The sequence below is a fragment of the Acinetobacter sp. 797_lipA genome (assembly GCF_058243025.1).
In genome coordinates this window covers 1645826-1671937 of record NZ_JBZAYQ010000001.1, presented here as the reverse complement: position 1 = coordinate 1671937, position 26112 = coordinate 1645826, and the positions used below count along the sequence as shown (strand labels likewise).

Below are 26112 nucleotides of genomic sequence, written 5' to 3'. Positions count from 1 at the left end.
TTTCAATGAAAGGTCTTTTTGGCTGCATTGATTAAGCACTCCGTTGAACAGCATGGCTGCGTAATGTATCGGCAACCTCTAAAAGTACTTGCTCGGTTTTTTCCCACCCTAAACAGCCATCGGTAACAGACTGACCATAGACCATGTCATCTATAATTTTCTGATTGCCATCAACCAAATGACTTTCAAGCATGACACCACACACATTGCTTTGCATACGTTCTGCAACAATGCTACGCAGTACATCAGGTTGATTAAGTGGGTTTTTACTACTATTCCCATGACTACAGTCTATAACCAACGCAGGTAATTCACCTTTGACTTTATCTTGCATATGACGAATATCTGCTAAAGCATAGTTAGGCCCAGAGTTTGCCCCACGTAAAATCAAGTGTGGCTTCGGATTTCCTTGGGACTGAAGCATACATGCCATGCCTTGCTGCCCAATTCCCATGAATTGGTGAGGATTTGATGCAGACTGAATCGCATCCAGAGCAATTTGAATTGAACCATCTGTGCCATTTTTGAAACCAATGCTGAATGGCATATGACTCGAAATTTCACGATGAATCTGCGACTCGCTGGTACGCGCACCAATGGCTCCCCATGCCAACAGATCATCGAAATAAGCAGTCGCCATTGGACTTAAAATTTCTGTAGCAATCGGCAGTCCCATTTCAATAATCGCTAAATACAATGCTCGAGACTGCTCTAATCCCAACTGCATATTGGAAGATCCATCGAGTAGAGGATCGTATAAAAAACCTTTCCAACCCACTGTTGTCCGTGGTTTTTCAATATAAGCACGCATCACAAAGAAAATCTGATCTGAAACTTTGGTTTGTAGTTGTTTTAACTTTTCAGCGTATTCTAAAACCGCAATAGGGTCATGAATGGAACACGGGCCAGTAATGACCATTAAACGATGGTCTTTGCCATCTAATATATTTTGAATGGTTTGACGCTGTTCAGCAATTTGTAGTTTTAATGGCGCTGAAAGTGGCAACTGCGCTTTGAGTTGCTGCGGCAAACTTAAAAGTGTTTCTTGAACTGTCGTTTGAGTACTTTGTAGTGCAGTATTTAGAGCATTCATTGGTTTGTATCCTTTGGACTGTGGTCTTCAGTCCGATCTTTTATTTGAGCGTTATGGGTCTAATGGATTGCTGGGCTAAAGTCATAAATTGACTAAAGTAAAACCAATAAAAGTTGCTAAAGTATGAATAGTTAGTTGTTTTCATGAAGTACTCCAAAAATTATTAAAACAGCAGATATAAAAAAACCTGACCAGGGTTGCCGATCAGGTATTAACTAGGTGGGCAACCTTTTGATGCCCGAACGCGTTCAGGCAATTATCTAAATTGCCAAAAGTAATAATTTGCGTTAGAGATTACAGGTTGCTTTAACATTTTTATATCTTCAAAAATATGTTATCTGAAATTTAAAATACGCTGATTTTTTTGCTTTTACAACACTTTTTTATACAAAAAATTCTGTTCTATTCCGTTTAAGCCTTTGCCTTTAACTTAATGGCCTATCATGTTTGAGTTCATGAGAACAGTCGCTATGAAGCCTAGTGTAGTTTTAGCAACTGCATTTCTGCCTGCTGAGCACAAACAGGCGGACTAAACAGATAACCTTGCCCAATATGACAGCCCATATTTCTTAAAAGCTGCAATTGCATTTCAGTTTCAATCCCTTCAGCTACGATATCCATTGATAAAATCGGGCCAAGTTTGGCTAACCCTTCGACAATGGCATAAATCGATTTATCATCACTTAAACGCTGTACAAAAGAGCAGTCAACTTTAATAATATCAACGGGATAGTCACGTAAATGAGTAAGAGAGGAATGCCCTGTACCAAAATCATCCAGTGCTATTCGCACACCATTTGCTTTGAGTTTTTTTAAGGCTCGAACCACGTATTCATAGCCGCGTTCAGCCAAATGATATTCAGTGACCTCGATTTCAACAAATTTCGAGGGGATGCGGTAGGCTTTGAGACGTTTTAAAAAGATCTCTGCAAAATTATCACGCATAAACTCAACAGGTGCTGCATTAATTGAAATAGGTACAACTTGTAAGCCTTTTGCACGCCATTCAGTAATTTTTTTAAAAACCTGATGCTGCATAATCTCACCAATACGGCTGGATAACTCATAATCATTAAAGGCTGCTGCAATTCGTGCAGGACTTTGAATGTTATTCTGATCATCACGCCAACGTAAGAGCGCTTCATAACCGATAATTCTTTCTGAATCTAAACACACTTTCGGTTGAAAGAAAGCCTCGATGGCAACATTACGAATAATTTGATGCGCACAATTAAGTTGTTCAGATTGCTCCCGTACCGCATTAAACATATCCTGATCAAACATGCGCATACCACCGCGGCCCTGTGCTTTAACATCATTCAGTGCTGTATCGGCACACTTGAGTAGCTCACTGAGGTCATTGGCATCATCTGGATAGAGGCCACATCCAATACTCATGCCACCATTGATGTAGTTCCCCGAAAATGTGATGGGAATCTCGAGTTGTTGCAAAATCTGCTGGGCAATTTGGTTGAGCTCACCTATATCCTGCACATTCGGAATAATCACACCAAACTCATCCCCACCAAGACGTGCCAAGAAAGCACGCCCTTCTAAAATTTGTTTTAAACGTTTCGATAAAATTCTTAAAAGGTGGTCACCTGCGGCATAACCGAGTGTGTCATTGATGGTTTTAAAGTGATCTAAATCCATCAACATGACGGCTAACTTTTGTTTTTTATCACGTGCACTACTATACAGTTTTCTGATTTTTTCTTTAAACGCACGTCGGTTATTTAAACCGGTTAACTCATCACGTTCACTGCCTTGTTTTAATTTTTGTTCGGTGAGATATTGCAGCGTGATATCACGTGAAACACATAAAATACTCTGGGTCTCTCCGTCAACATCAAGTACAGGTGTCAGAACATTATCCCAATAATAAACTTTACCGTCCGATAAACTCATGCCATTAAAACGGGAAATTTGTCCTTGGCCTGCATCATGCAATGCTTTTTTGGCTTTTTTACGCACCGCAGGAGGCAAAAGTTCGACCCAAGACATACCAAAGTCCTTAACATCTGCACTTCCCAATAACATGACACATGCCGACTTATTCATATGTGTGACCGTGCCATCTGGCTCAACTACAATAATGCAGTCTACGCTGGCATTTAACATATCCGAATGGGCACGTAACAGCGCCAAAGACTCGATATAAATTTTCATGCCCTGATGAATATCAGTGCAACTCAGTTGAAATCCAGCTGTCGAGCGATCCATTTCACCTTGGACTAAGAACCAATGATACTGGCCCTGATGATTACGAATCCGACAGGTTTTTTCAAATGTGAGCTCGGCAATTATCGGTTGATGCAAAAATTCATCTAATGCTGGCACATCTTCTGGATGAATATATTCGACCAAATTGAAGCTATCTGCGGATAAATCCATTCCTCCCACATACTGACGTAAGGGTAAATTTATATATTTGCAGACGTCATTATGAATCCAAAAAAGCTGAGGAATAATATCAATCAGATGGTGGTCTTTTTTTGAAGTAGAACGCTTTCCTGCCTGTTGATCATAAGCAATATTTTTAGATTTATTCTTAGGCTGTGAATGGGTTCGAGACATAATAATTATCTGCAACTTAAACTTGCTGGTTTAGTCCATAACCAGACATATTGTTTAAAAAAGAAATCAAGCAAAGTCATGAAAAACAATGAAAAAACAAAAAAGTAAATATAAGTATAATGACACTGCGTGATTACCATCACAATATGCATCATATACAACTTATATCAGCGTATACCAATGAAAAATTGCAACTATTACACAAATCAGACAAATAACTGCGAGCGGTTTTCAATAGCAAATGAGCATTCATTTGAACGACACAGCAAAGCTAAACAACTTTCAGTGAAAAACTAATAATAACAATAATTTATTTTAAGTAAATAGCGACTATTCACATAATAATCACATTTAATCCTACTTACACAAAGACATCATATAGAGGGGTTTCACGCCCTACTTTTATGCAAAAAAGCAGAAACCTGATTGGTAAATATTATCCAATAATGTTTCTGCTCTGGTACATACTTGTGAGCTATGATTTAAAGATTTTTTTCTTCAATAAACTCAAATTGTGTTTCAGAAAAGACTGTGTAGGGTCACTTTTTTCATAACACTCATTTGGCAGTGAGTATTTAGCCAATTTCACCCAAACAGATGAAAACTGTTTGATAAAGCTCGCTTCATTGTAATGAATCCCATACTCTGCACACAGTGCTTTAATTTTGGGTGCTACTTGTGCGTAGCGATTGGCAGGCATGTCTGGGAAAAGATGATGTTCGATTTGATGACTCAAGTTCCCGCTTAAGATATGCAAGCCCTGTGTCCCACTAAAATTACTTGAGCCTTGAATTTGACGCAGATACCACTCGGCCCGTGTTTCATTGTCAATATTGTCCATTTCAAAGTTTTCAGCATCTTCAGTAAAGTGACCATTAAAAATCACCGCGGATGCCCATAAACTACGAATAACATTGGCTACTGCATTTCCTGCAAAGACTGGCAGTGCATTTGGCCCAGCAATGATGGGGAAAAAGACATAGTCCTTAATCACTTGGCGTTTCATTTTCTGCCTAAAATCATATGACTCTACCCAAACTTCACGCCAAGTTTTTGTTTTATAGGCCACCACATCTTCTATATGCAGATTTTGTATACCAACATACCACTCAAAAAACACCATCAATTGTGCAGCTAAAGGTAGATTCAACAAAAAGCGAGGTTCCCAAACCTGTGCATCGCTCACACGGACTAAGCCATAGCCGACATCATGGTCCATACCAACAATATTGGTGTAGGTATGATGGATATAATTATGCGTATGTTTCCAGTCGGGGCCTGTGGCCATAGTATCCCAGTCATAATTTGCCCCATTGAGACTCGGGTCATTTAACCAGTCAAACTGACCATGCATGATATTATGCCCAAGCTCCATATTTTCTACGATTTTAGATACTCCCAATAAACCTGTGCCCAAGAGCCATACTGGAGGTAACCATCCTGCAAACATGAGCATTGCACGTGCGCTTATTTCGCTATAACGCACAAAATTTCGGATTTTGTAAATATACTCAGCATCTTTTTCATTGAGATTTTCCATCACTTCACGACGGATCGCTTCAACTTTCACACCAAACTCTTCGATTTGTGCAGGACTTAAATATTTGGATTTACTGCTTTCACTAAAATAAACGGGAAGATTCATATCTATACCTTCTTAAAGGTTGATCACAACAGGACTAACCGCCTGTGAAATGCATAACTTAATTTGTGTGTTATTGTTTTGATCAAGCTCGCCTGTGAGCAGATTCCGCACCACGCCCTGAACTTTTGTACATGAACAAGTATTACAAATGCCCATACGACAGCCATGTGCGGGACGTAAACCCGCTTGTTCTGCACTGTCTAATAAATTGCTTTGGGCCTGAAACTGTTGCTGCGAACGTTGAAACGTGACCAGTTGAGCACTTTGGGTGTGATCGACAACAATTTGAAAGTATTCGGTATGCAGATGGTCAACTAAGCCTAAAGCCTGATAAATTTTTGTCAGGCTTTGCATCATATTTGCAGCACCGCAGGCATAGCATTCACGTTGTTCAAAACCTTCAACCTTTTGGCTAAGCAAGTCTTGGCTCAGATGTTGTTTATGGGTCAATGTATTGAAATGGTGATATTTAAACTGTGGATAATGTTCAGTAAGTTGTTGCAGTTCTGCATGAAAGGCATCATCCCGCGTAAAGTAAATGAGATCGATATTGGAAACTGTTTGTGGGCGTTTTAATGCTGCTTTAATCAATGCATAAATTGCGGTAATACCACTCCCCGAGGCAATCATCAATGCAGAGTGAGGCTGAGGTTTTAAAACAAATTCGCCCTGCGTTTTGGAAATTTCAACTACACTTTTTACAGGCTGTTGAGTGAGTGCATTTGAAACTTTGCCCTGTTGTTTGACAGCAATCACAAGATTGCCATTTTCTATAATCTCGACAATCGAATAGCTGCGCTGCCAACGTACACCAGCAATGAGTACTGTCACTAAGATACTTTGCCCAGCTTGATAGTCGGTTGCTTTAAAATGATGATTTGGCTGTAACTGCATGTACACGAAGTCATCTGATAAGTGATGCTTTGCAACAATCCGCGCTTTGGCTTTTTTCCATGCCCATAGCGGATTTACTTTTTCAGCCAGAAAATCGATGAAATCTTCGCGTACCCATTCAGGACGGTATTCAACATGCTTTCCCATAGTCACCCTCTGCTTTAGTTTATTTTTATACAAGTGTGCATTATTGAGACATCAAGATAAGGTGAGAACCTATTTTCGACTATGTCATAAAAGGACAAAATCTAACGAATTGACATTTTTTATCATTTTTGTCTAACAACATGAACAGTTTTGCCAATTCACTTTTCTTCAAGCAAAAAATAAAAAACCAAGCCGCAGCTTGGTTTTTAAACACATTACAGCGAATTAGTCTTCAAAATGAATCACCGTACGGATTGATTTTCCATCATGCATTAAGTCAAAGGCTTCATTGATTTTGTCGAGACCCATGGTATGCGTAACAAATGGCTCTAAACGAATGTCACCAGTCATGGCTTCTTCAACCATACCAGGCAGTTGTGAACGACCTTTTACGCCGCCAAAAGCAGTTCCTTTCCAGGTACGGCCAGTAACCAGTTGGAATGGACGTGTTGAAATTTCTTGGCCTGCACCCGCTACACCAATAATCACCGACTGTCCCCAACCACGGTGTGCACATTCAAGTGCTGAGCGCATGACATTGGTGTAGTGATCACCCCCCCCAACCAGTCATTTCAACAATGACTTCTTGTACAGGACGGTCATGATCTTTTGGGTTTACAAAATCAGTTGCTCCGAATTCTGCTGCTAATTTATATTTGTCAGGGTTCGTATCAACCGCAATAATACGGCTGGCTTTGGCTTTTTTTGCACCTTGTACAACAGCTAGACCAATACCACCTAAACCAAAGACTGCAACGGTATCACCCTCTTGTACTTTGGCTGTATTTTTGACTGCACCTAAACCAGTGGTCACGCCGCAACCCAATAAGCAGACGTGTTCAGGGTTAGCATCTGGATTGATTTTAGCCAAAGACACTTCTGCGACAACGGTATATTCAGAAAAGGTTGAACAGCCCATGTAGTGATAAATCGGTTGTCCATTATAAGAAAAACGCGTTGTACCATCGGGCATCAGACCTTTGCCCTGCGTCGCACGGACTGCAACACATAGATTGGTCTTGCCTGACTGACAGAATAAACACTCGCCACACTCAGCTGTATACAGTGGAATAACATGATCACCCGGCTGAACGCTGGTTACACCTTCACCGACCTGAACTACGATACCCGCACCTTCATGGCCTAAAACTGCTGGAAAAACACCTTCAGGATCATCACCAGATAAAGTAAATGCGTCGGTATGGCATACACCTGTATGGGTAATCTTGACTAAAACTTCACCTTTTTGCGGTGGAGCAACATCAATTTCTACAATTTCCAGAGGTTGTCCAGGTCCAAAGGCAACAGCTGCACATGATTACATTTTCGCTATCCTTAACAGGTCTTTAACAGATGCGCTACAGTAACCGCTTTTTATTCTCTGTTTCAACCTATAACATGTGAAATATATAACTTATAAAAATTAGGTCTTTAAAAGAAATATGGCGATACCAACTCATTGTCGACCCCTGATTTTGCTGAGCACCGTTTTAACACTCGCGGGATGCCAGCTCGCCCCCAATCAGGCTAAGCCTTCAGCCCCTGTAGAGGTATATGCAGAGCATTGGCTCAAGGGTCAAGATGTATCTGCACAGCAAAAACAGGGACTTACGGCTTATTTGGCGTTGGACGAAGCATTTATGAGCATTGCCTCACGCTTACACTTGATACGAGAGGCCAAGCACAGTCTAGATGTCCAATACTATATTTGGGGAGATGACTTTATAGGCCATATGATGTTGCACGAACTGCTGAATGCTGCGGATCGTGGCGTGAAAGTACGTTTATTGATTGATGACCAAAACGGCACGGCACTTGATGAAACTTTCAAAAAGCTGACCGCTCACCCCAATTTTGAAATCAAATTATTTAACCCTTACAAATACCGTCATTTACGTGTGATTGATTATGCTTTCCGCTTCAATCACATTAACCATCGTATGCATAACAAGCTGATCATTGCTGATGGTGCAATTGCGGTAACTGGTGGTCGTAACATCAGCAGTGAATACTTTGATGCCAGTGAAAAATTCCAATTTACCGATTTGGACATTTTGTTTTATGGGCAAGCTGTAGAACATGCCAATAGCGTCTTTCTAAATTTCTGGAATGATGATCTCAGTTATACAATTCCCCAATTAGTGGGTCGTGGAACAAAAGAAGAACTGGCTCAATTAAAACAGCACTATGAAGCGGATGCCTTAGATAAAAATGTGATTGAACAGAAAATTGATTTGGCTCGGATACAAGTCGATTCAGAGCTAACCAAACATCCTGTTAACTGGGCAAAAGCACATTTCATTGCCGATTCTCCCAATAAAATTCGTGGTGAAGCAAAGCCGGATGAAATCATTGTCAAACAAATGTTCGATTTGATGGGCAAGCCTGAAAAGCATATGGAGCTGGTCTCCGCATATTTTGTTCCAACCACAGCAGGTGCCGACTACCTTTCCAATTTGGCAAAAAATGGAACTCGAGTTCGGGTCTTAACCAATTCGTTATTGGCTAATGACGTTGCCATTGTGCATGCATTTTATAAAAAATATCGCCGTGGCTTACTCGAAAATGGCGTTAAATTATATGAATTTAAACCCTATATCGAACGAGAAAAATACACATGGTATGAAGTGGCAACTGGTCATGTGATTCCAGCTAAAGGTCGAAGTTCCTCACGGCTACATGCCAAATTTTTTGATATAGACGGAAAAGTCTTTGTCGGTTCGTTTAACTTTGACCCACGCTCAGCCCATTTAAATACAGAAGTGGGCTTAGTGATAGAGTCAGATCAATTGCAAAATGCAATCTCACACAAGTTAGATGAATTTCTCCCGCATATTGCATATGAGTTAAAGCTTAATCCTCAAGGCGATATCATTTGGCTTGAACATCAAAAAGATGGAAGTGTCATTGAACATCAAAAAGAACCCGAAACTACAAAATTTCAGCGTTTTATGATGAAAGCCGTGTCATACCTACCCATTGAATGGATGATGTAATTACATATGAGTGACATCATAAATATTCTCTAACGTACGATAGCTTTCCGTTTGTGCTGAGTGCTTTGTTTTTTAGGCTCAGCTTAAAAATGCTTTATCTATTGCTCTTCTTAATGAACAACTTTGAATATAAGACTCGAACAGAATAATTGGATCTGATACCTAAATTCATGCAAGGGCTTGAAAGGTTTTACTCAGTACATACTTTGATTTAACATGCAGCCCTTCTTTTTTATCTCTCCTTTATAAAGTTTAGTAATGCAATTTTTTGATTTAAGTCGTCAGTTTAATCTCAGTAATATTTTAACCCCCTACAAAACGCTAGAAGAGCTTGCTCGACAAGAATGGTTTCTAAGTAAAGTGCGTGTTGAGCATGACTGCTTGAGTAACAGTAACATCGTTGAAGGCCAAGTCGTTTTAAAATCTAATCAAAATATCCAAATTGAACTGGAGTGGCTAATCCAAGATACAGGCCATGAACTTTTGGTTCAGTTTAAAGGGATCGAAACAGCTGCAAGCGAAGAGACTTTTGTTTTGGTGAAAGGTGCACAATTGATCGATGAATCGCAACAGCCACTTTCGGCAGGTGCACTCAGCCTATGGATTGATGGAACATTATTTCCTATGCTGCCACAACTACGCAAACAGATTAAAGCGCGGCTTAATCTCTGGGACTATGTTGAGTACGAAGACTAAAGCAGACCAACTATCTACGAATGGCTGGAACATTCAGTCATGTGGATAATCCAAATAGTGACCTAAAGTAAGCCTATTTCAGAAAATAAGTTGTAATAAGCCTCGGCTTTTTTCTCTAAAGCCAAAGGATAGGCACGAGAAGAAGATGGCATCCGATAAAGCCTCAGCTCTCGCCCAGCAAAATGTGTCTCGGACTTCATGCCAATTTGTGGTTTTAACGTACCTGTAGGCATAGACAGCATAAGCGTATCAGTAGCTTTATCGCCAGTGGTCATCACACTATGACATTCGGGCATTTTTTCAAGTAAATGTTGCACATTGGTTGGGGTAATAATGTGCAAAAACTTATCTGAAGCATTGCCTTTTTGGCGAATCACTTCATAGGCCGTATCAAAAATCGCAATGCCCCTTTCATTTAAAAATGTACGGATCTGTTGTTCTTTAAATGTCTTCTGCTCGATATTGAGAAAATAATTTTTATCTTGGAAAAAACACAAGCCAAATATTTTCCACATATCATTTTGAAAATTTGGATAGTAAAAGTCCATTTTCCAGCGGGTCTTGGGCGGCGGAAAGCTGCCCAGCATCAATAATTTGGCATTAGCTGGCAGGAACGGTTTAAGTGGATGTTTTTCGATTTCAACTGAATGTGTCATAAGCTATAAAAAATTTGTCTTTATTGCATTTTAAAAAGATTGGCGTATTTTTTCAGCCACTTGTTTACTCCAATACTGATAAATTTCTTTGCTGGGGTGGAAACCATCATCGGCCATAGCTAAGTTTAAAGCCAAAAACTTCTTTAGATCGTACTCTATCCACTCCATCTGATTTTGCTGTGCGACAAATTGGCCTAATTCTAAGTTCATTGCTTTGGCATATTGACCAAACAACCATGCAAGTGGGTTTGGAAGTGCAGGAAACTGATCCATCGGGGGGACACCAGATGAAATTGTTAGTTGTGGACTAAATTTATGTTTGAGTATGTGATAAAGCTGTTTCTGTTTTGCGATCCAAGCCTGCGGCGAAGTGAATTTTGTAATGTCATTTACGCCCACAGAAGTAATGATGACATCAAAATGCTGTGTATCAAGCGTTTGGATGGACTGAATGACCTGATCTGTGGTGAATCCCGTCGTTGCGTGTAAATAAAATTGAATACTAAACTCAGAGGACAGTTCTTTTAAAATTGAACCCAATAAGGCATCATCTTGAACATTTACACCAACACCAGCCGCCGCTGAATCCCCCAAAATGAGCAAAGCAAGCGACTTACCCACGCCTTTTTGTCCAATGCGCTCTCCTTCGGGTTCAGCCAATCTTGGTGTATTTTTTTGACGGCATAACCTTGAAATAGAATGACTGGAATCAAAGCCAGCGTATAAATTTTTAATCGCATATTCAGTGACTGGGTCTAAGCTAGCGGAGAGATGAAAATAGTATACGTTGAATTGCACCGATACACAGACTTAAATATTCTTCAGAAATATTGCTGTAAAGTAAATAATAAAACATCTATTAAATCAAAAAATTATAAGACTTAATGTTATTCTAACAATTTGAATCTTTGTCTTCGGCTATTTTTCTAAGTGACAAATATAATCTACGACCTCACTTGCCATCATACTAAAGCGACTGTTGGCAGGAACATCAAAACTTTCACCTGCATGATACAGTCTCATTTCAGTCTGTAGCCCAATTTTAACTTGGCATTGACCTGAAACAATTTCAATATGCTCTGCGACATGCGTTTCAAAAGTCAGCGGTTGATCTGTAGGCAAAATAACCCCAAGGGTCTTTTGTGAACCATCTTCACATTGAATGACATGACTGATTGCGCGCCCACCAAAATGAACATTGGGCTTTTTTCTAACTGAAACAAAGTCGAATTGTGTGGACATCTTGATCACCTTTTTTCTTCAATGCTACCTCGAGTTTATGACCAACTCATGAATGCACTCAAATGATCATCTGGAAATAGCAACGTGTGTTTAGAAGGCAGTGGCATAGTTAAAAATAAAAAGGCTGATTTACAGCCTTTTTATTTCAATCATTAACCCAGTTTATTGACCAATTTCAGCGGTAAAATTTTCATTGCTAAACCAAGTGGTAACCACGGCCATTTAGGAACATAGGCTTTTACAGGGGCTTTTTCAATTTCTGCGGCCAACAGTCGTGAACCTGTTTTTTCATCCACTTCAAAAGGTAGTGGTTTTGCACCCTCATTGATTTCTGTACGAATATAGCCAGGGAAAATCGTGGTGACTTTAATTGGGGTATTGAGCAGTTCTGCACGAATACCTTCGGCCAAATGTGCAACACCTGCTTTACTTGCACCATACGCTGTCAAATGTTTCGGCATACCGCGGACTGCACTCATAGAAGAGATAACAACCAAATGCCCTGTATTTTGCTCACGGAAAATTTCAACTGCAGCTTCACACTGCGCTAGAGCTGAAATAAAGTTGGTTTCAACCGTGGCTTTATTAATCGCAAAACTGCCTTTGCCAACTCGACGCCCATCTCCAATTCCAGCATTCACAATCACACGGTCTAAATGACCAAATTCTTGTTTAAATGCACGAAAAACTTCAAACACTTGATCGTAATTGGTCACATCTAAAACTTTAGGGATGACTTTTATCCCGTACTTGCTTTCAAGTTCCTGCTTTAAACTTTCAAGGCGATCTAAGCGTCGTGCACAAATTGCTAAGTTATAGCCTTTTTGTGCAAATTCGCGCGCCATACCTGCACCAATGCCAGAACTTGCCCCTGTAATTAAAATTGTTTTAGCCATGTCTTAATCCTGTCCTTAGATCCATGTCAGTAAGTTTGAGTTTTCGGCTTTAATAAAATGATGTTCATTGAGACTTAAAAGCTGCGGTTCATTGCCCACCAGTCGTAATGTGGTCATGCTGCTGTTGGCAATGGCCCAATTAAGCGCAAAGGTTTTATTTGGACTTAAACCCAACAGCTTACCTGCAACCACTGAAATTACACCGCCTGAAGTAAACACCACAGCATAGCGCGGTTTGCTTTGAGCCAGTTCATCACACAAATCTTGTAAAGCGACTTCAATCCGACTTTTAAATTCAGGCCATGATTCATCGTATTCATGGTGATAGTCGCCACTTGTCCAGCGTTCAATTGCCCCTTCAAATATCTTGGCCAAATATGCACGTGGATTGGATTCTTTAGCCACATCAGCTTTGAGTAAATGTGGCTCATTAAAACGCGGTTCGTAATGAGCAAAGACTTGCTGATGATTGAACTCATTCCATGCAGAATTTGTTAAGACATTTACTTCAGGAAAGCACTCAGCCAAAGAAATACATGCCGTTTGTTGATGTCGCTGCATAGAGCCTGAAACCACCACGGGTGCTTCTTTTAAGATCTGGTCAAAATATTGACCCAAAATTTTAGCTTGGAGCTCACCATTGGGAGAGAGTTGATCATAACTTTCTGCACCAAAGGATGCTTGCCCGTGGCGAATGAAATAAATAGTGGTCATTTGCCTAATATTTCCTTCATTTTGACAATGTATTTTTGAGCGACTTCATTGGCTTCAATTTTTTGTAAACCAATCAATTTAAGTGCACGAATATGGAGAGCATGAATCAAAATCCAAAAATCTTTGAAGGCAGGGTTATTGGTCTGTTTGTGGTGATAGCGATAATAAATTTGCTGGGCAATCACGGCTAAACGGAAAATACCAAAGACTTCATAAAAGGTCCAATTTTCTACTTCTAAACCTGTTTTTTCTAAATAATAATCGACCACTTCTTTACGTGTGAACATGCCTTTAAGATTTGTCGGTTGACGACGTGTCGCTTTAAAAAGTGCACTATCCGACTCTTCAACCCAATATGCCAAAGCCGAACCTAAGTCCATGAGTGGATCGCCAAGCGTTGCCATTTCCCAGTCTAAAACGCCAATAATTTGTGTCGGATGATTCGGATCTAAAATAACATTATCAAAACGCCAATCGTTATGAATTACACAAGTTTTTGAGTCTGCTGGAATGTTATCTTTCAGCCACTTTCGCACATATTTAAATGAAGGGACGTTAATGGTTTTGGCTTTTTCAAAACGAGCGTCCCAACCTTCCACTTGACGACGACAGTAACCCTCACCTTTACCAAGGTTCTCAAGTTCTGTGCCTTGGTATGGCACTTGATGAAGTTCGATCAATTTATCAATCACATTGACACACAACTCACGAACTTGGGCTTCTTTAAAATCTAGCTCTCTCGGTAAATTGGCACGTGGAATAATGCCTTCTACACGTTTCATCACGTAGAAGTCACAGCCAAGAACAGATTCGTCCTGACACAATGCAACCATTTCGGGAAGTACAGGATAAAAAGGGGTTAAATTCTTTTGCACATGATATTCACGTGCCATGTCATGTGCAGATTTAGCTTTGGTACCTTTGGGTGGGCGGCGTAGAATTAGATCGACATTGTCGTATTTCAATCTATACGTCCAGTTAGATGCACCGCCTGAGTATTGCGTGACTTCAACCTGCCCTTGTAGATCGACACCTTGTGCTTTGAGCCAGTTTTCTACGGCTACAGCATCCAGTTCTTCACCTGCCCGAACTGTTCCACCTACATCAATCGCTGACATTCTTTTTTCCCAAACTCTCAATCTTTTCTTTATAACTTAGAAGATCATCTATTCTTATTTCAACACGATGAATTAAAGAGATGATCTTCTCCTCTATTATTTTTTACGACGCGTACTATAGCCACGTTTTGCCAATTCTAATTTTGCAATCATGCCTTTATGGACTTCATCTGGTCCATCAGCCAAACGCAGTGAACGTGCTTGAGCGAAGAAACCTGTCAAAGGCGTATCACGCGAAACACCTGCTCCGCCGTGAATTTGAATCGCCATATCGACCACTTTTTCAAGCACACTTGGCGCAACTACTTTAATCGCAGAAATTTCAGTTAACGCTGCCATATTCCCTAAAGTATCCATTTTATACGCAGCATACAAGGTTAATAAACGTGCTTGATCAATTGCGACACGTGCATCAGCCACGCGCTCTAGGTTCCCACCTAATTTTAAAATTTCTTTGCCAAATGCAGTACGACTCATACCACGATCGATCATCAACTCTAAAGATTTTTCCGCAGCACCAATGCAGCGCATACAGTGATGAATACGACCCGGGCCTAAACGACCTTGGGCAATTTCAAAACCTTGACCTGCACCACCAATAAAGTTGGAAACAGGAACACGAACATTACTAAAGCTAATTTCGCCGTGACCATGGGGTGCATCGTAGTCACCAAAGACTGGTAACATTCGTTCTATTTTGACTCCAGCCGTTTCAACAGGCACTAAAACCATCGAGTGTTGATGGTGGCGATCTTTAGTTTCATCTGGTGTATGTGCCATAAAAATAATTATTTTGGCATTGGGGTCACCTAAGCCTGAAGACCACCATTTACGGCCATTTAGCACAATCTCATCGCCTTCGATCACGGCTGTTGCTTGCATATTGGTCGCATCGGATGAAGCAACAGCTGGTTCTGTCATACAGAAAACAGAACGAATTTTTCCATCTAAAAGCTGCGTAAGCCACTCTTGCTTTTGAGTTTCAGAGCCATAACGCCACAATACTTCCATATTGCCACTGTCAGGCGCATTACAGTTAAATACGGTCGGCGCAAGAAGACTGCGACCTGTGAGTTCTGCAATATGAGCGTACTCTTGAACCGATAGACCTTGGCCCAATTCAGGACATGGCAAAAACATATTCCATAAACCCGCAGCTTTTGCTTTGGCTTTGAGCGTTTCAAGTTGTACAGGCCACTGCCATTTGGTCCAGTCGCCACCTTGGTTCAGTTCATGTACCTCATGCCAAAAGTCAGTTTCGATCGGCTCAATTTCGTTTTGAATAAATTGTTTGGTACGTTCTACATAATCTTGAGCACGTGCTGAAAGTTCAAACATGGCTGCTTCCTTCGATCTATTTTGATATTTTCGCTTTACATCAACATAACCTGAAAACTAATATGAACAAAATGATTTTATTTTATAGATCAGCATGAACAGTATTCATAGTAAGTCACCCATTGATATGGGGCTTTTTCATCGCATCGATATCAATTTATACCCGCTTTTTATTGCAATTTATGAGCAAAAAAGTATTTCTAAAGCAGCTCAAATCTTGTCGATTACGCAGTCTGCTGCTAGTCATGCCTTGCAGCGTCTACGTAGCCATTTAAAGGATGATTTATTTGTTCGCTCTGGCAGCCAAATGCTTCCAACACCTTTTGCAGAACAAAATTACCTAATTATTAAAAATGCTTTAATTGCAATTCAAAGTATTTCCATGCAGCAGCAAAGCTTCGACCCCAACATGGTTCAAAGCCTAAAAATTGCGATTCATGATGAAATCGAACCAATTGTTTTCCCAAAGTTAGTTGCTCACTTTCAGAAACTTGGACTAAGTATTCAGTTCATGAGTAGCAAGCTTGACCGTAAAACAGTAGATGCTGATTTAGTTTCTCAGCAAATTGATTTTGTAATTGATTTGGAACAAAACTTTGGCGATAAAATTCAATTTGAGAGCTTGGTCAAAGACCAGTTTGTGGCTTGTACTCAGCTCCAGCAAATCAATGCTGAATTGTATTTGGCTGCACCGCATATTGGTGTATCTTCGCGGCGTACTGGTGTTTTGGTTGAAGATGTTCATTTAAATCGTAAGCAGCTGTCTAGGCAGGTTTTTTTGCGTTGTCAGCACTATTCCACTGCGCTACAAATTTTAGAGCAATATCCCAATGCGATTTTAACGATTCCTCAAAATATTTTGAGCCATTTACATGTTTCCCCTCTACTCAATATTTTTGATGTTCCTGTAAAACTGACGCAAATGAATATTGGAATTTTTTGGCATAAAAATTTAATAGAGAATAAAAGACATCATTTTTTAAGAAGCGAAATTTATAAAATTTTTGCTTAGGCTATTTTATATCTCATAAATTTGCTTAGGCTATTTCTAGATAAACTAGCTATTGGCTTTTTTATTTTGTTAAAAGTTTGTTCCAGTTTACTTGTTTAATTAAACATCTATTTTATTATAAAAAATAAACACTTGAGATCACTTAACGCATTTTAAATAGTGTATCTGCCATACAATGTCTTTTTGATATTTTTATTTTCCATTGCTCTCCTCTATGTTTGATCACCTGTCCAATAGCTGGCTCATCGGTATTGGCTTCGCCCTTTGCCTGATACTGGTATTTACTTTTTATAAAATACAAAATGCTCTCAGCCAATTTCTCCATCCCTTTAAAAAAGGTAAAACCTATTGGTGCCGAATTACGGCTATAAGTGATGGTGATACGCTAACATGTTATCGATTTAACTTTCGACGCTCAGAAACCAAATTACGCTTTGCCTATATTGATGCGCCTGAGTCCACTCAAAGCTATGGGCCTGAATCAAAACGCTTAATCAAAAAAATGGTTTATCGGAAAGTGGTTCGTGTTCGCATTACAGACATTGATCGTTTCGGTCGTTGTGTAGGTGAAATCTACCGTTTTCGGAGAAGTATGAATGAAGAAATGGTCAAACGTGGTGCGGCATGGGTCTATGAAGACTATATTAAAGATAAAAAGCATTTGAAACATATGAATGCTTTACAAAGCCATGCGAAAAAGCACAAGAAAGGTTTATGGCGCGGCACCCGCCCTATTCGTCCGAGTGACTACCGGAAAATGAAGAAGTAGTCGATCTGTAAAGACTAAGTCTAAAAAGCCGCTCCATATGAAGCGGCTTTTTAATTGATTATTTGAAGACTTTAAAGCGTACAGCATCATCCACAAAGCCTTTTTCTTTGGCTTCGCCCTCAACCGAACCAAAGACCAGTTGTGCACGCAGTTTCCAACTTGCAGGCACATCCCACTCAGCATGGACTTCTTCATCTACAATTGGATTGTAATGCTGTAAAGATGCACCTAAACCTAAGGTATGTAATGTAGTCCAAGTTGCAAACTGCGCTATTGCAGTTGAATGCTCTGCCCATACTGGGAAATTTTCAGCATAAGATGGAAATTGCTCTTGTAGACCCTGAATTACATCCAGATCTTCAAAAAATAAAACTGTACCTACACCTGCTGCAAAACTGGTCATTTTTGCCGTTGTTTTAGCCGCACTTTCTTCATCTTTAGCATAAGACTTCAGTTTTTCAGCCACAAAAGTCCAAAACTTTTCATGTTCCGTATTAAATAAAATTACCGCCCGAGATGACTGTGAATTGAACGATGATGGGCTTTGTTTAATGGCAGTTTGAATCAAATCAGTTAAAAATTCAGGGCTATGGTCGACCTTTTTACCAATGGCATAAATGGTACGACGCTTTGTGATTAAGTCGATGAACTGATTTGACATATTATAAAATCCTTACGGTTATACTGTGAATGATGACGCAATGTATCAAGCAATATTAATTCCAACATTTGACCAAATAATAAAATTTATTGCTTTAGATGCAGTTTAAATACTTTCTTGTGCTCGCAAATACATAGTTTTGCTATCGATATAAAAAATCCTCCATTTGGAGGATTTTTGAATGACTTAAAATTTGGCTTCTAAGACTTGAGTGGAAATTTTATTTTTCCATAAGTCACGAAGAACGGGTAGATAGAACTTTTCACCCAGTTCAACCAATTCTGCATCGATCAATGCATGAATCTCATGCATAAATAAATAATCGAGTTCAACTGTTTTCAACTGTTGCTGTGCTTTTGCAAAGTCTTTGCGCTTTTGTTGTGCACGTTTCACTAGAGCATCGGCAAAATCTTTATCTTTAAACTGTTTGATCGCGTTTAAGCGTAATTCAATCACGCCCCAACCACTCAACAACAGTTTGAAAAGTTCAAAGTCAGCCGTAGTTGATTCCCATGTCATTTCTTCAAGATTTTCATTTTCAGGTAGTACAGGAAGTAATAACTCCATAACACTTGGGAAAATCTTTTTGAAATTTAAAACAAATTTAACAGGATGTTCACCCGGATAATCGTTAAATTGCACGTTTTTCTGAACATCTGTCAAATAAATATCAAGCATGGTAACTCATCAGCAGTTTATCTTTAGTCGACCATTGTACCGACTTCGCCCAAAGATAAAAACCGCTGATGTTCATTTGCTCTTTAGTTGAGCATCTGGACCAAGGGCTATTTTACATTTGGTGAAATCATCTGCTCAGGACGCACCACCTCATCAAACTGCTCTGCCGTGACCAAATTCATTTCTACCGCAACTTGTTTTAAGGTTTTATTTTCCTTGTAGGCAGTTTTAGCGACCTTGGCTGCATTTTCATAACCAATCACAGGATTTAATGCTGTGACCAACATGAGTGAGTCATGTAAAAAGTGATCTATTTTTTCGCGGTTTGGCTCAATACCCACTGCACAGTGATCATTAAAGCTATTACATGCGTCACCCAAAAGCTGAATCGACTGCAACAAATTAAACGCAATCACTGGCATGAATACATTCAACTCAAAGTTACCCGATGCACCCGCAACATTAATCGTGGTGTCATTGCCTAAGACTTGAGCCACCACCATGGTCATCGCTTCACTTTGAGTCGGATTCACTTTCCCCGGCATAATACTTGAGCCTGGCTCATTTTCTGGAATACGTAACTCGCCAAAACCACAACGCGGGCCACTTGCCAACCAGCGAATGTCATTGGCAATCTTATTCAAACTTACCGCAAGCGTTTTTAATGCACCCGAGGCAAACACTGCTGCATCACGCCCAGCCAATGCTTCAAATTTATTTGGTGCAGTCACAAAAGGCAGTCCAGTCAACTGTGCCAGTTGCTCCGCTGATTTTTCTGCATAATCAGGATGAGCATTCAGCCCTGTACCTACAGCCGTTCCACCTAAAGGCAGCTCATACAAACCTGAAAGTGCTTGTTGTAAACGCTTTAAGCCGTGATCGAGCTGAGAAACATAACCGCTAAATTCTTGGCCTAAGGTTAAGGGTGTCGCATCTTGTAAATGAGTTCGGCCAATTTTGACGATGTCAGCAAATGCTTGAGACTTTGCCTCTAAAGTATCTCGAAGCTGGGTAACCGCAGGAATCAGTAATTCATTGATCTGAATACTTGCTGCGACATGAATCGCCGTTGGGAACGAGTCATTGGTCGACTGAGCACGGTTCACGTGATCATTCGGGTGTACAGGTTTTTGTGCGCCTAAAGGATTGCCGAGTTTCTGATTAGCAATATTGGCAATCACTTCATTACAGTTCATGTTGCTTTGTGTGCCTGAACCAGTTTGCCATACCACCAAAGGAAACTGACTATCCCACTGCCCTGCAATCACTTCATCCGCAGCACCCACGATGTATTGCGCCAATTCTTGTGGAATTTGGTTAAGTTCAGCATTGGTCTGTGCTGCTGCTTTTTTCACTAAGCCCATGGCACGAATCATTGGACGTGGTAGACGTTCACTGCCAATTTTAAAGTTTTGCAAACTACGCTGAGTTTGAGCACCCCAAAGTGCTTCGCTCGGTACTTCAACTTCGCCCATCGTGTCATGTTCAATACGTGTTTGCATTTTAACCTCTTCCTTTTTAAGTGAATTGCAAAATGATTATTTTGCGCTTGTTTTCCTTATCTTAATGATTAAGCAGAAATATGCAAATGATAATCGTTATCCATAAATTAATTAACGGCCATCTAAACTTTGTCGGTAGAAACGCCATCCATCTTCAAGGGTCTGTTCTAAACTGCGCTTCGCTTGCCAGTGTAAAACGTTTTTCGCTTTACTACACTCTGCTGCGACCTGATCTAATTCCACAATGTTCGAATCAACTACATCGACTGTAGCAATGTCACTTTGCGTCACGCTTTCAACTTTTTCAACCAACTGCTGTATCGACACACTTTGACCTGCGATATTAAAAGCTTCACAAGCAAACTGTTGAGTGCTTAACCATTGTAACGAAGCAGCAATCGCATCACAGGCATCGAGGATATGTAAAAAACTACGCTCTACGGTATGGTCTGTGGTTTGTGCACTTTTTCTAAGTTCAATATGATCACGCTGTTTTGCAGCGACTTGCATCAACAGTGGAATAATATTTTTCGGTAAAGGCGGAAACAATTCTCCGAGCATCGCATTTTCAAATGCGCCTGCGACATTGCCCATTCTTAAAATTGCAATTTTCCATTCATTATCCGTTTTTGCTGTATCTCGAATAATTTCTTCGACCATTTGCTGCGATTTTATATACGGGTTTGGATAGCCGTAATTCAGCTCTAAATCTTCTTCTAAATGTAGGCTGGATTCACCATAGACCGCAAGACTTGAAAGATGAACCAAAGTTCGGACACCTGTGCGCTGCATGGCACGCAGTAAACTCATAATACAACTGACATTGTCATTATAGTATTCCAAAGGCTTCAGTACCGATTCTTCAAGCGATTTAAAACTTGCTGCATGGACCACTGCATCGATGGAATACTGCTCAAAAACTTTGTTTAAAGCAGGCGTATTTCGTATATCAATTTTGACAAAAGGCACGTACATGCCACTAATAAATTCTAATCGTTCAAGAGTTTGCAAGTTCGCATTGGATAAATTGTCTACAATAATGACCTCTTGCCCATGCGCCATAAAGCTCAAAGCAATATGAGAGCCTATAAAGCCTAAACCACCAGTCACTAAAATCATTGTATACTACCTTTTTATTATGAAGTCCGAATGTACCAAGCAAGGTTTGGACATTCCTCTAGTGAAGTTTGATGAGTACTTTATTACTAATTACCTCCGCACCGAGTTCAATTCATGCATGGCATGCTTTAGGTTTAGCACAAGCACTGCATGGGAAAAATGAACCCTTTCGAGTGTTTTTCTACCAAGATGCTGTTCAAGTTGCCAATGCCCTGCAATGGGTACCTGACGACCAACGGAATCTATGTTCTGAGTGGCAAAAACTCGCCATTCGCCTACCCGTTTGTGTAAGTGCAGCCTTAGCCCGAGGAATTACCGATGCCGAAAATGCACAGCGTCATCAGTTAGCACAGCATAATCTTGCTACAGGTTTTGACTTGGTAGGCCTAGGGGAACTAGCCGATGCCGTTCAGTCTGCAAAGCGCTTAATTCAATTCTAAGTGCTAAGTTTTCAAGAATTTGTTGCTTTTAAAAGGTATATTGTGTGAAATCTGTACTGGTTATTTTAACCCAAGCCAATTTGAACTCTTTGCAGGTGCATGAAAGCCTCTCTGCAACCATGGTTCTTGCGACTTTTGGCTGTGAAGTCAAAGTCTTATTACAAGATGCTGCACTCAGCTTATTAAACAATGCTCAGTCATTTGAACCCTTAAAACATGCGTTTAAACTGGCTTCAAATATGGTTGATAGCTTTGAGTTTTATGACCTGAGCCCAATTTGGATTGAAACCAACAATCAAGCTTCTGCTTTTGTTCAACAAACAGAGCAAGAAATTGAATGTGTTGAACTCAATGCCAATTTAATACAACAGTTTGACCATGTGTTGTATTGGTAAGGAAACAATTATGAGCAAAACACTTTATCTCATGCAGTCTCCATTTTCCGCGACGGAACAAGCGCTGAGTAAATTACAAAACCTCTATCAATCAGGGGATGATGTGGTTTTAATGGGTGATGCAGCCCTTTATATAGAGCATACTTTTATTCAGCAGTTAGCTTGTGTATTTGTGCTTGAACAGGATGCTGAAAATATTGCTGCTGTCCATCCGAGTAATTTAGAAACCATCAGCTATACTAGGTTTGCTGAGCTATGCTTAAACCATAGTCGTTGTATCAGTTTGAAATAGTTTTGAGTGTTTAGATGAATTTAGAATTAGACCAAGATGGTCATTTAGTCGATTACACCATTTGGAATCAAGATGTTGCAAAAGATTTAGCAAAATCTTTAGAGCTTGAATTGACCGATTGGCACTTTGAAATCCTCATGGCAGTGCGTCAATTTTACCAACAGTTTGGACACTCACCTGCAACACGTCCGCTGATTAAGTTTTTAATGAAAACAGTCAGTGCAGACATCAATAATGCCATACTGCAAGAAAAGTTTAATACTGGGCTTGTAGCGCGCCATCTGAGTCGTTTGGCAGGCGTGCCAAAACCTGCAAACTGTTTATAAACTTAAGCTTGTTTAACGTCTGATTGAGCAGCTAAAGCATCGACATAAACCTGTGTCGGTATCGCTTTGATGTCTTTGGCATGTATGACATCACCACATTCGTTACAAACCAAATGTGGCTGAATGCTATGCCCGCAGGTTTTATGAATAAATTGCACGGGACGACCTAAACCCTCGTCCATCCATTGATCGGCCCATGTTGCCATGGACATCAGCACTGGGTATAAAGCCAAACCTTTTTCAGTCAGACAATATTCAAAGCGCTCTTGACGATCTGTATAGGGTCTTTTCTCCAAAATATCATGTTCAACTAAGCGCTTTAAACGCTCAGAAAGCACATGACGAGTGACACCCAAGTTTTGTTGAAAACTTTCAAAACGGCGTGCACCCAAGAATGCATTTCGTAAAATCAACATCGTCCACCGATCGCCAATCACCGACAGCGTTCGTGCAATTGAACACGGTTGTTCCCCGATCTCATCCCATTTCATTGTAAAAAACCAAGTCTCTCTTAGGTCTAACGTTAAAAGATTTAAGACCATAAGAAAAGCTCTTTTTACCCAGCTTTTCTTATGGTTTTTTAACATTTAAGACGGCTCAAAGAAATCTGAACGTCATGAAGGCTTAAGCACAGCTCATTTCAGTATTTTGGGGTTGGTCAGGGATCATAAAATCTTCCATTCCCAGCTCACCTTTTTGATATTCATTGAGACGTTTTTGAATGACATAATACAGCGCTTTTTTGTGCGCTTTTGACAGGTTCATCTGTTGAAGTTGTTTCTTCAAATGCCCTAACAACAGATCTATGGGCTGTTCCTCTTCTTCCATCAAATACAAATAGCCAAAGATCGCACCACTTAATAGCGCTTCAAAAGAAAACCCATGCGAGACATTGTATGCGACCGATGAAAATACACGTTCAAATGCACTCAACTTACGCAATGGATCACGCCCAACCCGACTACATGGATCTTTATAGGCATACTGGCAAGATTGATCAAAACTTCGGGCTAAGCGCGTTAAATCATTTTTGCGTTTTGGCAGATAATGCGCCAGACCCTGCGTCACTTCTGCAAGCAGCTTTTCAACGTAGTACTGTACTCGCAGGTCGCCCATCGCTACACCAATGGTCTGATGCCCGAGTAGGCTGGCATACCACGCAGTCATGGCGTGTACGCCATTCCATAAGCGGTTTTTAATGAGCTGAATATCTGAAATTTGATCTACCAAAATCATTTGACGCATTTTACTGAGTAAGGGACTTTTGTTTTCCACATAGATCGGCATATCCATTTCAGCATTGAAAAGGATTAAATCCATATGCTGTAAAATATGACTCGGTTGGAAATTTTGTCTTAAATCTTCTACATATTCACTGGCACGGCGTTCTTGTTCTGCACTCAGTTTACTGACATCTTCAACTTCAATTTGATTACTCTCGTCATCAAGTTGATATTGCTTAAAAATATTGTATTTAATGCACAGTTGACGATATAGATTTTTATCGCTCAGCTTAGATACCATACGGTTGACGACCGTATCGCAGAAATAGTGTTGCTCTAAAATAAAGTCGGCAACAGCATGGTCTGTTAACTCTACCAATGCTTTACGTACTCGCTCTAGAACCAACTGCTTAGCACCAATTTTATTTAAGATAATTAACAGCGTCAGTGGCGTTTGAACTTGCTCATCTTGCGCCAGATAGCGTGCATAGAGGCCCTGTGCAATGGTTGCTGCTTCACTGACTAAAGCATTTTCCGCCAAACAAATCGCAATTAAACTCGACTCGACATACATGGCATGCATCTGCTGTAAGTCTTCAGCATCAATAATATGCATATTTTCAATACGCTCATCATAAGACACTTGCCCATAGCGAATACAATACGCCCCAAAAGCGTTTACAGCTGAACGGTATAAACTGTTTCGGGTAGATGCATAGATTTTTTTAGGACGCGTATAGCCATCCCAATGCGACAGTATTTGTGCAATATAGCCTCCGCCAATGGCACCAAATCCATGAATTCCCACGGTCAGTTGATTTAAAGTTTGGGGAAAGCTTTCTTGTAAATTGGGCATTTCCAGATGCGTGCTATAGATATCTAATTCCGTTAGATAGTCATACATATTTTCAAAATAATAATTGGCATGTGCCAACATGCTTGCATTGGGTTCTTTAATATCTTTAAACAGTACACAGATGCCCCCAGCATCATGTGCCGAGCGGATACCATTTTCCGAGTCTTCAAACATAAAACACTGCGCAGGTTCAAGGTTTAGTTTTTGTGCCGCACTTAAGAAAATTTCAGGATGTGGTTTCCCCTTTTCAACCTCATCACCACACACCAAGACGTCAAAAAACTTATAAACATTGGCATTGATTAAATACTCTTCAGCAATCGCTCTTCGACTCGAGGTCGCCACAGCCATACGTAATCCTGCTTTACGTAAGCGTTCTAGAACTTGTACCAAACCTTTTTTAATCGGCACACCATATTGGCGCACTGTTTCTAATTCTAATTCATCTGCACGCTTACGAATCTCAGCATAGGGAACTTCCTGTCCATATTGCTTTTGCGCCAAGGCCTCCGCACTTCGGGCACTTAAACCTAAACATGCCATAAGGTAGGCATCTGAAAACTCAACCCCAATCAGCTCTTTGGATGCCTGTTTCAAGGTTTGAAACCGTAAACGCTCGGTATCAAACATTGTTCCATCCATGTCAAAAAGCGCACCATGCACAATATCATTCTTAAATTTAAACATTTAGCCTCCGTTTTTATGTTTGCACTTAGACTATACAAAAATCGGGCACAGAGACTTTGATCTGATTTTATGAAACATTTTTGTCTGTTTATTGATCAATAAATTAGCATTTAGGCGTTTTTTTGTAACCACTAGGTAAT

General features: G+C 40.2%; 25 protein-coding genes and 2 pseudogenes. 9 read left to right on the top strand and 18 right to left on the bottom strand.

The window, feature by feature from the left end; all coding sequences use genetic code 11:
- Positions 1-31 precede the first annotated feature (31 nt).
- The gene (locus AC4CU2_RS08080; protein ID WP_419276115.1) at positions 32-1093 is read right to left on the bottom strand and encodes a 3-deoxy-7-phosphoheptulonate synthase; all 1062 of its coding nucleotides are present in this window, start codon (positions 1091-1093) and stop codon (positions 32-34) included.
- Here AC4CU2_RS08080 and AC4CU2_RS08075 point away from each other — a divergent pair.
- Positions 1039-1185 (top strand): hypothetical protein, encoded by a 147-nt coding sequence (locus tag AC4CU2_RS08075; RefSeq protein ID WP_171254088.1) that lies wholly within the window; start codon positions 1039-1041, stop codon positions 1183-1185. The genes AC4CU2_RS08080 and AC4CU2_RS08075 overlap by 55 nt on opposite strands.
- A gap of 385 nt (positions 1186-1570) precedes the next feature.
- Here the strand turns inward: AC4CU2_RS08075 and AC4CU2_RS08070 are convergent, their stop codons facing one another.
- From AC4CU2_RS08070 to AC4CU2_RS08055, 4 genes and pseudogenes are all read right to left on the bottom strand, one after another.
- Positions 1571-3670: an EAL domain-containing protein gene (locus tag AC4CU2_RS08070; RefSeq protein ID WP_490768610.1), complete on the bottom strand. Its 2100-nt coding sequence runs from the start codon at positions 3668-3670 to the stop codon at positions 1571-1573.
- 475 nt (positions 3671-4145) lie between these two features.
- On the bottom strand, positions 4146-5315 hold the full coding sequence (locus AC4CU2_RS08065; RefSeq protein ID WP_490768609.1) for a fatty acid desaturase family protein: 1170 nt from the start codon (positions 5313-5315) through the stop codon (positions 4146-4148).
- Between the two features lie 12 nt (positions 5316-5327).
- On the bottom strand, positions 5328-6356 hold the full coding sequence (locus AC4CU2_RS08060; RefSeq protein ID WP_490768608.1) for a flavin reductase family protein: 1029 nt from the start codon (positions 6354-6356) through the stop codon (positions 5328-5330).
- Between the two features lie 225 nt (positions 6357-6581).
- Positions 6582-7638 (bottom strand): annotated as a pseudogene (locus AC4CU2_RS08055) (S-(hydroxymethyl)glutathione dehydrogenase/class III alcohol dehydrogenase).
- A gap of 160 nt (positions 7639-7798) precedes the next feature.
- Here AC4CU2_RS08055 and AC4CU2_RS08050 point away from each other — a divergent pair.
- On the top strand, positions 7799-9352 hold the full coding sequence (locus AC4CU2_RS08050) for a phospholipase D family protein (protein WP_490768607.1): 1554 nt from the start codon (positions 7799-7801) through the stop codon (positions 9350-9352).
- Between the two features lie 258 nt (positions 9353-9610).
- The gene (locus tag AC4CU2_RS08045) at positions 9611-10048 is read left to right on the top strand and encodes a hypothetical protein (RefSeq protein ID WP_335997104.1); all 438 of its coding nucleotides are present in this window, start codon (positions 9611-9613) and stop codon (positions 10046-10048) included.
- Positions 10049-10110: 62 nt separating this feature from the next.
- Here AC4CU2_RS08045 and AC4CU2_RS08040 read toward each other — a convergent pair whose 3' ends face one another.
- The 7 genes and pseudogenes from AC4CU2_RS08040 to AC4CU2_RS08010 form a co-directional block, all read right to left on the bottom strand.
- On the bottom strand, positions 10111-10704 hold the full coding sequence (locus AC4CU2_RS08040; RefSeq protein WP_490768606.1) for a uracil-DNA glycosylase family protein: 594 nt from the start codon (positions 10702-10704) through the stop codon (positions 10111-10113).
- Positions 10705-10734: 30 nt separating this feature from the next.
- Positions 10735-11444, bottom strand: a pseudogene (locus tag AC4CU2_RS08035) (SGNH/GDSL hydrolase family protein).
- Positions 11445-11622: 178 nt separating this feature from the next.
- A complete protein-coding gene (locus AC4CU2_RS08030) occupies positions 11623-11946 on the bottom strand; it encodes a pyrimidine/purine nucleoside phosphorylase (RefSeq protein WP_490768605.1) in 324 nt (107 codons plus the stop codon).
- A gap of 152 nt (positions 11947-12098) precedes the next feature.
- Positions 12099-12842: an SDR family oxidoreductase gene (locus tag AC4CU2_RS08025; RefSeq protein ID WP_490768604.1), complete on the bottom strand. Its 744-nt coding sequence runs from the start codon at positions 12840-12842 to the stop codon at positions 12099-12101.
- Between the two features lie 15 nt (positions 12843-12857).
- Positions 12858-13556 (bottom strand): histidine phosphatase family protein, encoded by a 699-nt coding sequence (locus AC4CU2_RS08020; RefSeq protein WP_490768603.1) that lies wholly within the window; start codon positions 13554-13556, stop codon positions 12858-12860.
- Positions 13553-14674 carry a phosphotransferase family protein gene (locus AC4CU2_RS08015; protein ID WP_490768602.1) on the bottom strand — a complete coding sequence of 374 codons (1122 nt, stop codon included), beginning with the start codon at positions 14672-14674 and terminating at the stop codon, positions 13553-13555. The genes AC4CU2_RS08020 and AC4CU2_RS08015 overlap by 4 nt, the downstream gene beginning before the upstream one ends.
- Positions 14675-14770: 96 nt before the next feature.
- A complete protein-coding gene (locus tag AC4CU2_RS08010) occupies positions 14771-16012 on the bottom strand; it encodes an acyl-CoA dehydrogenase family protein (protein ID WP_005399529.1) in 1242 nt (413 codons plus the stop codon).
- 94 nt (positions 16013-16106) lie between these two features.
- Between AC4CU2_RS08010 and AC4CU2_RS08005 the strand changes: the two genes are divergently transcribed.
- Together AC4CU2_RS08005 and AC4CU2_RS08000 are read left to right on the top strand one after the other, a co-directional pair.
- Positions 16107-17024: a LysR family transcriptional regulator gene (locus tag AC4CU2_RS08005; RefSeq protein WP_490768601.1), complete on the top strand. Its 918-nt coding sequence runs from the start codon at positions 16107-16109 to the stop codon at positions 17022-17024.
- A 214-nt stretch (positions 17025-17238) separates the two neighbouring features.
- Positions 17239-17793, top strand: a complete 555-nt coding sequence (locus AC4CU2_RS08000; RefSeq protein WP_490768600.1) for a thermonuclease family protein — start codon at positions 17239-17241, stop codon at positions 17791-17793.
- Between the two features lie 58 nt (positions 17794-17851).
- Here AC4CU2_RS08000 and AC4CU2_RS07995 read toward each other — a convergent pair whose 3' ends face one another.
- The 4 genes from AC4CU2_RS07995 to AC4CU2_RS07980 all read right to left on the bottom strand — a co-directional run bounded on the left by AC4CU2_RS07995 (position 17852) and on the right by AC4CU2_RS07980 (position 21753).
- The gene (locus AC4CU2_RS07995; RefSeq protein ID WP_490768599.1) at positions 17852-18454 is read right to left on the bottom strand and encodes a nitroreductase family protein; all 603 of its coding nucleotides are present in this window, start codon (positions 18452-18454) and stop codon (positions 17852-17854) included.
- A 186-nt stretch (positions 18455-18640) separates the two neighbouring features.
- Positions 18641-19132, bottom strand: a complete 492-nt coding sequence (locus AC4CU2_RS07990; RefSeq protein ID WP_490768598.1) for a hypothetical protein — start codon at positions 19130-19132, stop codon at positions 18641-18643.
- A 107-nt stretch (positions 19133-19239) separates the two neighbouring features.
- Complete coding sequence (gene fumC / locus AC4CU2_RS07985; RefSeq protein WP_490768597.1) at positions 19240-20634, bottom strand: class II fumarate hydratase; 1395 nt, start codon at positions 20632-20634, stop codon at positions 19240-19242.
- A gap of 111 nt (positions 20635-20745) precedes the next feature.
- On the bottom strand, positions 20746-21753 hold the full coding sequence (locus tag AC4CU2_RS07980) for an NAD-dependent epimerase/dehydratase family protein (protein ID WP_262470164.1): 1008 nt from the start codon (positions 21751-21753) through the stop codon (positions 20746-20748).
- A 71-nt stretch (positions 21754-21824) separates the two neighbouring features.
- On the opposite strand from AC4CU2_RS07980, the gene tusD reads away from it, so the two are divergent.
- Genes tusD through AC4CU2_RS07960 form a run of 4 tightly spaced genes read left to right on the top strand, consistent with a single transcriptional unit; the run spans position 21825 to position 23206 of the window.
- Positions 21825-22193, top strand: a complete 369-nt coding sequence (gene tusD / locus AC4CU2_RS07975) for a sulfurtransferase complex subunit TusD (RefSeq protein WP_078425621.1) — start codon at positions 21825-21827, stop codon at positions 22191-22193.
- Positions 22194-22237: 44 nt separating this feature from the next.
- Positions 22238-22588 carry a hypothetical protein gene (locus AC4CU2_RS07970; RefSeq protein ID WP_125273651.1) on the top strand — a complete coding sequence of 117 codons (351 nt, stop codon included), beginning with the start codon at positions 22238-22240 and terminating at the stop codon, positions 22586-22588.
- Between the two features lie 10 nt (positions 22589-22598).
- Complete coding sequence (locus AC4CU2_RS07965) at positions 22599-22880, top strand: DsrH/TusB family sulfur metabolism protein (RefSeq protein ID WP_125273650.1); 282 nt, start codon at positions 22599-22601, stop codon at positions 22878-22880.
- Positions 22881-22894: 14 nt separating this feature from the next.
- Positions 22895-23206, top strand: coding sequence for a TusE/DsrC/DsvC family sulfur relay protein (locus tag AC4CU2_RS07960; protein WP_490768596.1), 312 nt, complete (start codon positions 22895-22897; stop codon positions 23204-23206).
- Positions 23207-23208: 2 nt separating this feature from the next.
- On the opposite strand, the gene AC4CU2_RS07955 is transcribed toward AC4CU2_RS07960, so the two are convergent.
- On the bottom strand, positions 23209-23697 hold the full coding sequence (locus tag AC4CU2_RS07955; RefSeq protein ID WP_279739788.1) for a winged helix-turn-helix transcriptional regulator: 489 nt from the start codon (positions 23695-23697) through the stop codon (positions 23209-23211).
- 133 nt (positions 23698-23830) lie between these two features.
- On the bottom strand, positions 23831-25972 hold the full coding sequence (gene mtlD / locus AC4CU2_RS07950; RefSeq protein WP_490768595.1) for a bifunctional mannitol-1-phosphate dehydrogenase/phosphatase: 2142 nt from the start codon (positions 25970-25972) through the stop codon (positions 23831-23833).
- Between the last annotated feature and the right edge of the window lie 140 nt (positions 25973-26112).

Excerpts from the sequence above, each read along its gene's own strand:
- fumC (WP_490768597.1), bottom strand. The coding sequence starts at position 20,634 with ATGCAAACACGTATTGAACATGACACGATGGGCGAAGTTGAAGTACCG.
- AC4CU2_RS07995 (WP_490768599.1), bottom strand. The coding sequence starts at position 18,454 with ATGTCAAATCAGTTCATCGACTTAATCACAAAGCGTCGTACCATTTAT.
- AC4CU2_RS07960 (WP_490768596.1), top strand. The coding sequence starts at position 22,895 with ATGAATTTAGAATTAGACCAAGATGGTCATTTAGTCGATTACACCATT.
- AC4CU2_RS08025 (WP_490768604.1), bottom strand. The coding sequence starts at position 12,842 with ATGGCTAAAACAATTTTAATTACAGGGGCAAGTTCTGGCATTGGTGCA.
- mtlD (WP_490768595.1), bottom strand. The coding sequence starts at position 25,972 with ATGTTTAAATTTAAGAATGATATTGTGCATGGTGCGCTTTTTGACATG.
- AC4CU2_RS08045 (WP_335997104.1), top strand. The coding sequence starts at position 9,611 with ATGCAATTTTTTGATTTAAGTCGTCAGTTTAATCTCAGTAATATTTTA.
- AC4CU2_RS08000 (WP_490768600.1), top strand. The coding sequence starts at position 17,239 with ATGTTTGATCACCTGTCCAATAGCTGGCTCATCGGTATTGGCTTCGCC.
- AC4CU2_RS08050 (WP_490768607.1), top strand. The coding sequence starts at position 7,799 with ATGGCGATACCAACTCATTGTCGACCCCTGATTTTGCTGAGCACCGTT.
- AC4CU2_RS08005 (WP_490768601.1), top strand. The coding sequence starts at position 16,107 with ATGAACAGTATTCATAGTAAGTCACCCATTGATATGGGGCTTTTTCAT.
- tusD (WP_078425621.1), top strand. The coding sequence starts at position 21,825 with ATGAGTACTTTATTACTAATTACCTCCGCACCGAGTTCAATTCATGCA.
- AC4CU2_RS08065 (WP_490768609.1), bottom strand. The coding sequence starts at position 5,315 with ATGAATCTTCCCGTTTATTTTAGTGAAAGCAGTAAATCCAAATATTTA.
- AC4CU2_RS07980 (WP_262470164.1), bottom strand. The coding sequence starts at position 21,753 with ATGATTTTAGTGACTGGTGGTTTAGGCTTTATAGGCTCTCATATTGCT.
- AC4CU2_RS08060 (WP_490768608.1), bottom strand. The coding sequence starts at position 6,356 with ATGGGAAAGCATGTTGAATACCGTCCTGAATGGGTACGCGAAGATTTC.
- AC4CU2_RS07990 (WP_490768598.1), bottom strand. The coding sequence starts at position 19,132 with ATGCTTGATATTTATTTGACAGATGTTCAGAAAAACGTGCAATTTAAC.
- AC4CU2_RS08010 (WP_005399529.1), bottom strand. The coding sequence starts at position 16,012 with ATGTTTGAACTTTCAGCACGTGCTCAAGATTATGTAGAACGTACCAAA.
- AC4CU2_RS08080 (WP_419276115.1), bottom strand. The coding sequence starts at position 1,093 with ATGAATGCTCTAAATACTGCACTACAAAGTACTCAAACGACAGTTCAA.
- AC4CU2_RS08040 (WP_490768606.1), bottom strand. The coding sequence starts at position 10,704 with ATGACACATTCAGTTGAAATCGAAAAACATCCACTTAAACCGTTCCTG.
- AC4CU2_RS07965 (WP_125273650.1), top strand. The coding sequence starts at position 22,599 with ATGAGCAAAACACTTTATCTCATGCAGTCTCCATTTTCCGCGACGGAA.
- AC4CU2_RS08030 (WP_490768605.1), bottom strand. The coding sequence starts at position 11,946 with ATGTCCACACAATTCGACTTTGTTTCAGTTAGAAAAAAGCCCAATGTT.
- AC4CU2_RS08020 (WP_490768603.1), bottom strand. The coding sequence starts at position 13,556 with ATGACCACTATTTATTTCATTCGCCACGGGCAAGCATCCTTTGGTGCA.
- AC4CU2_RS08015 (WP_490768602.1), bottom strand. The coding sequence starts at position 14,674 with ATGTCAGCGATTGATGTAGGTGGAACAGTTCGGGCAGGTGAAGAACTG.
- AC4CU2_RS08070 (WP_490768610.1), bottom strand. The coding sequence starts at position 3,670 with ATGTCTCGAACCCATTCACAGCCTAAGAATAAATCTAAAAATATTGCT.
- AC4CU2_RS07955 (WP_279739788.1), bottom strand. The coding sequence starts at position 23,697 with ATGAAATGGGATGAGATCGGGGAACAACCGTGTTCAATTGCACGAACG.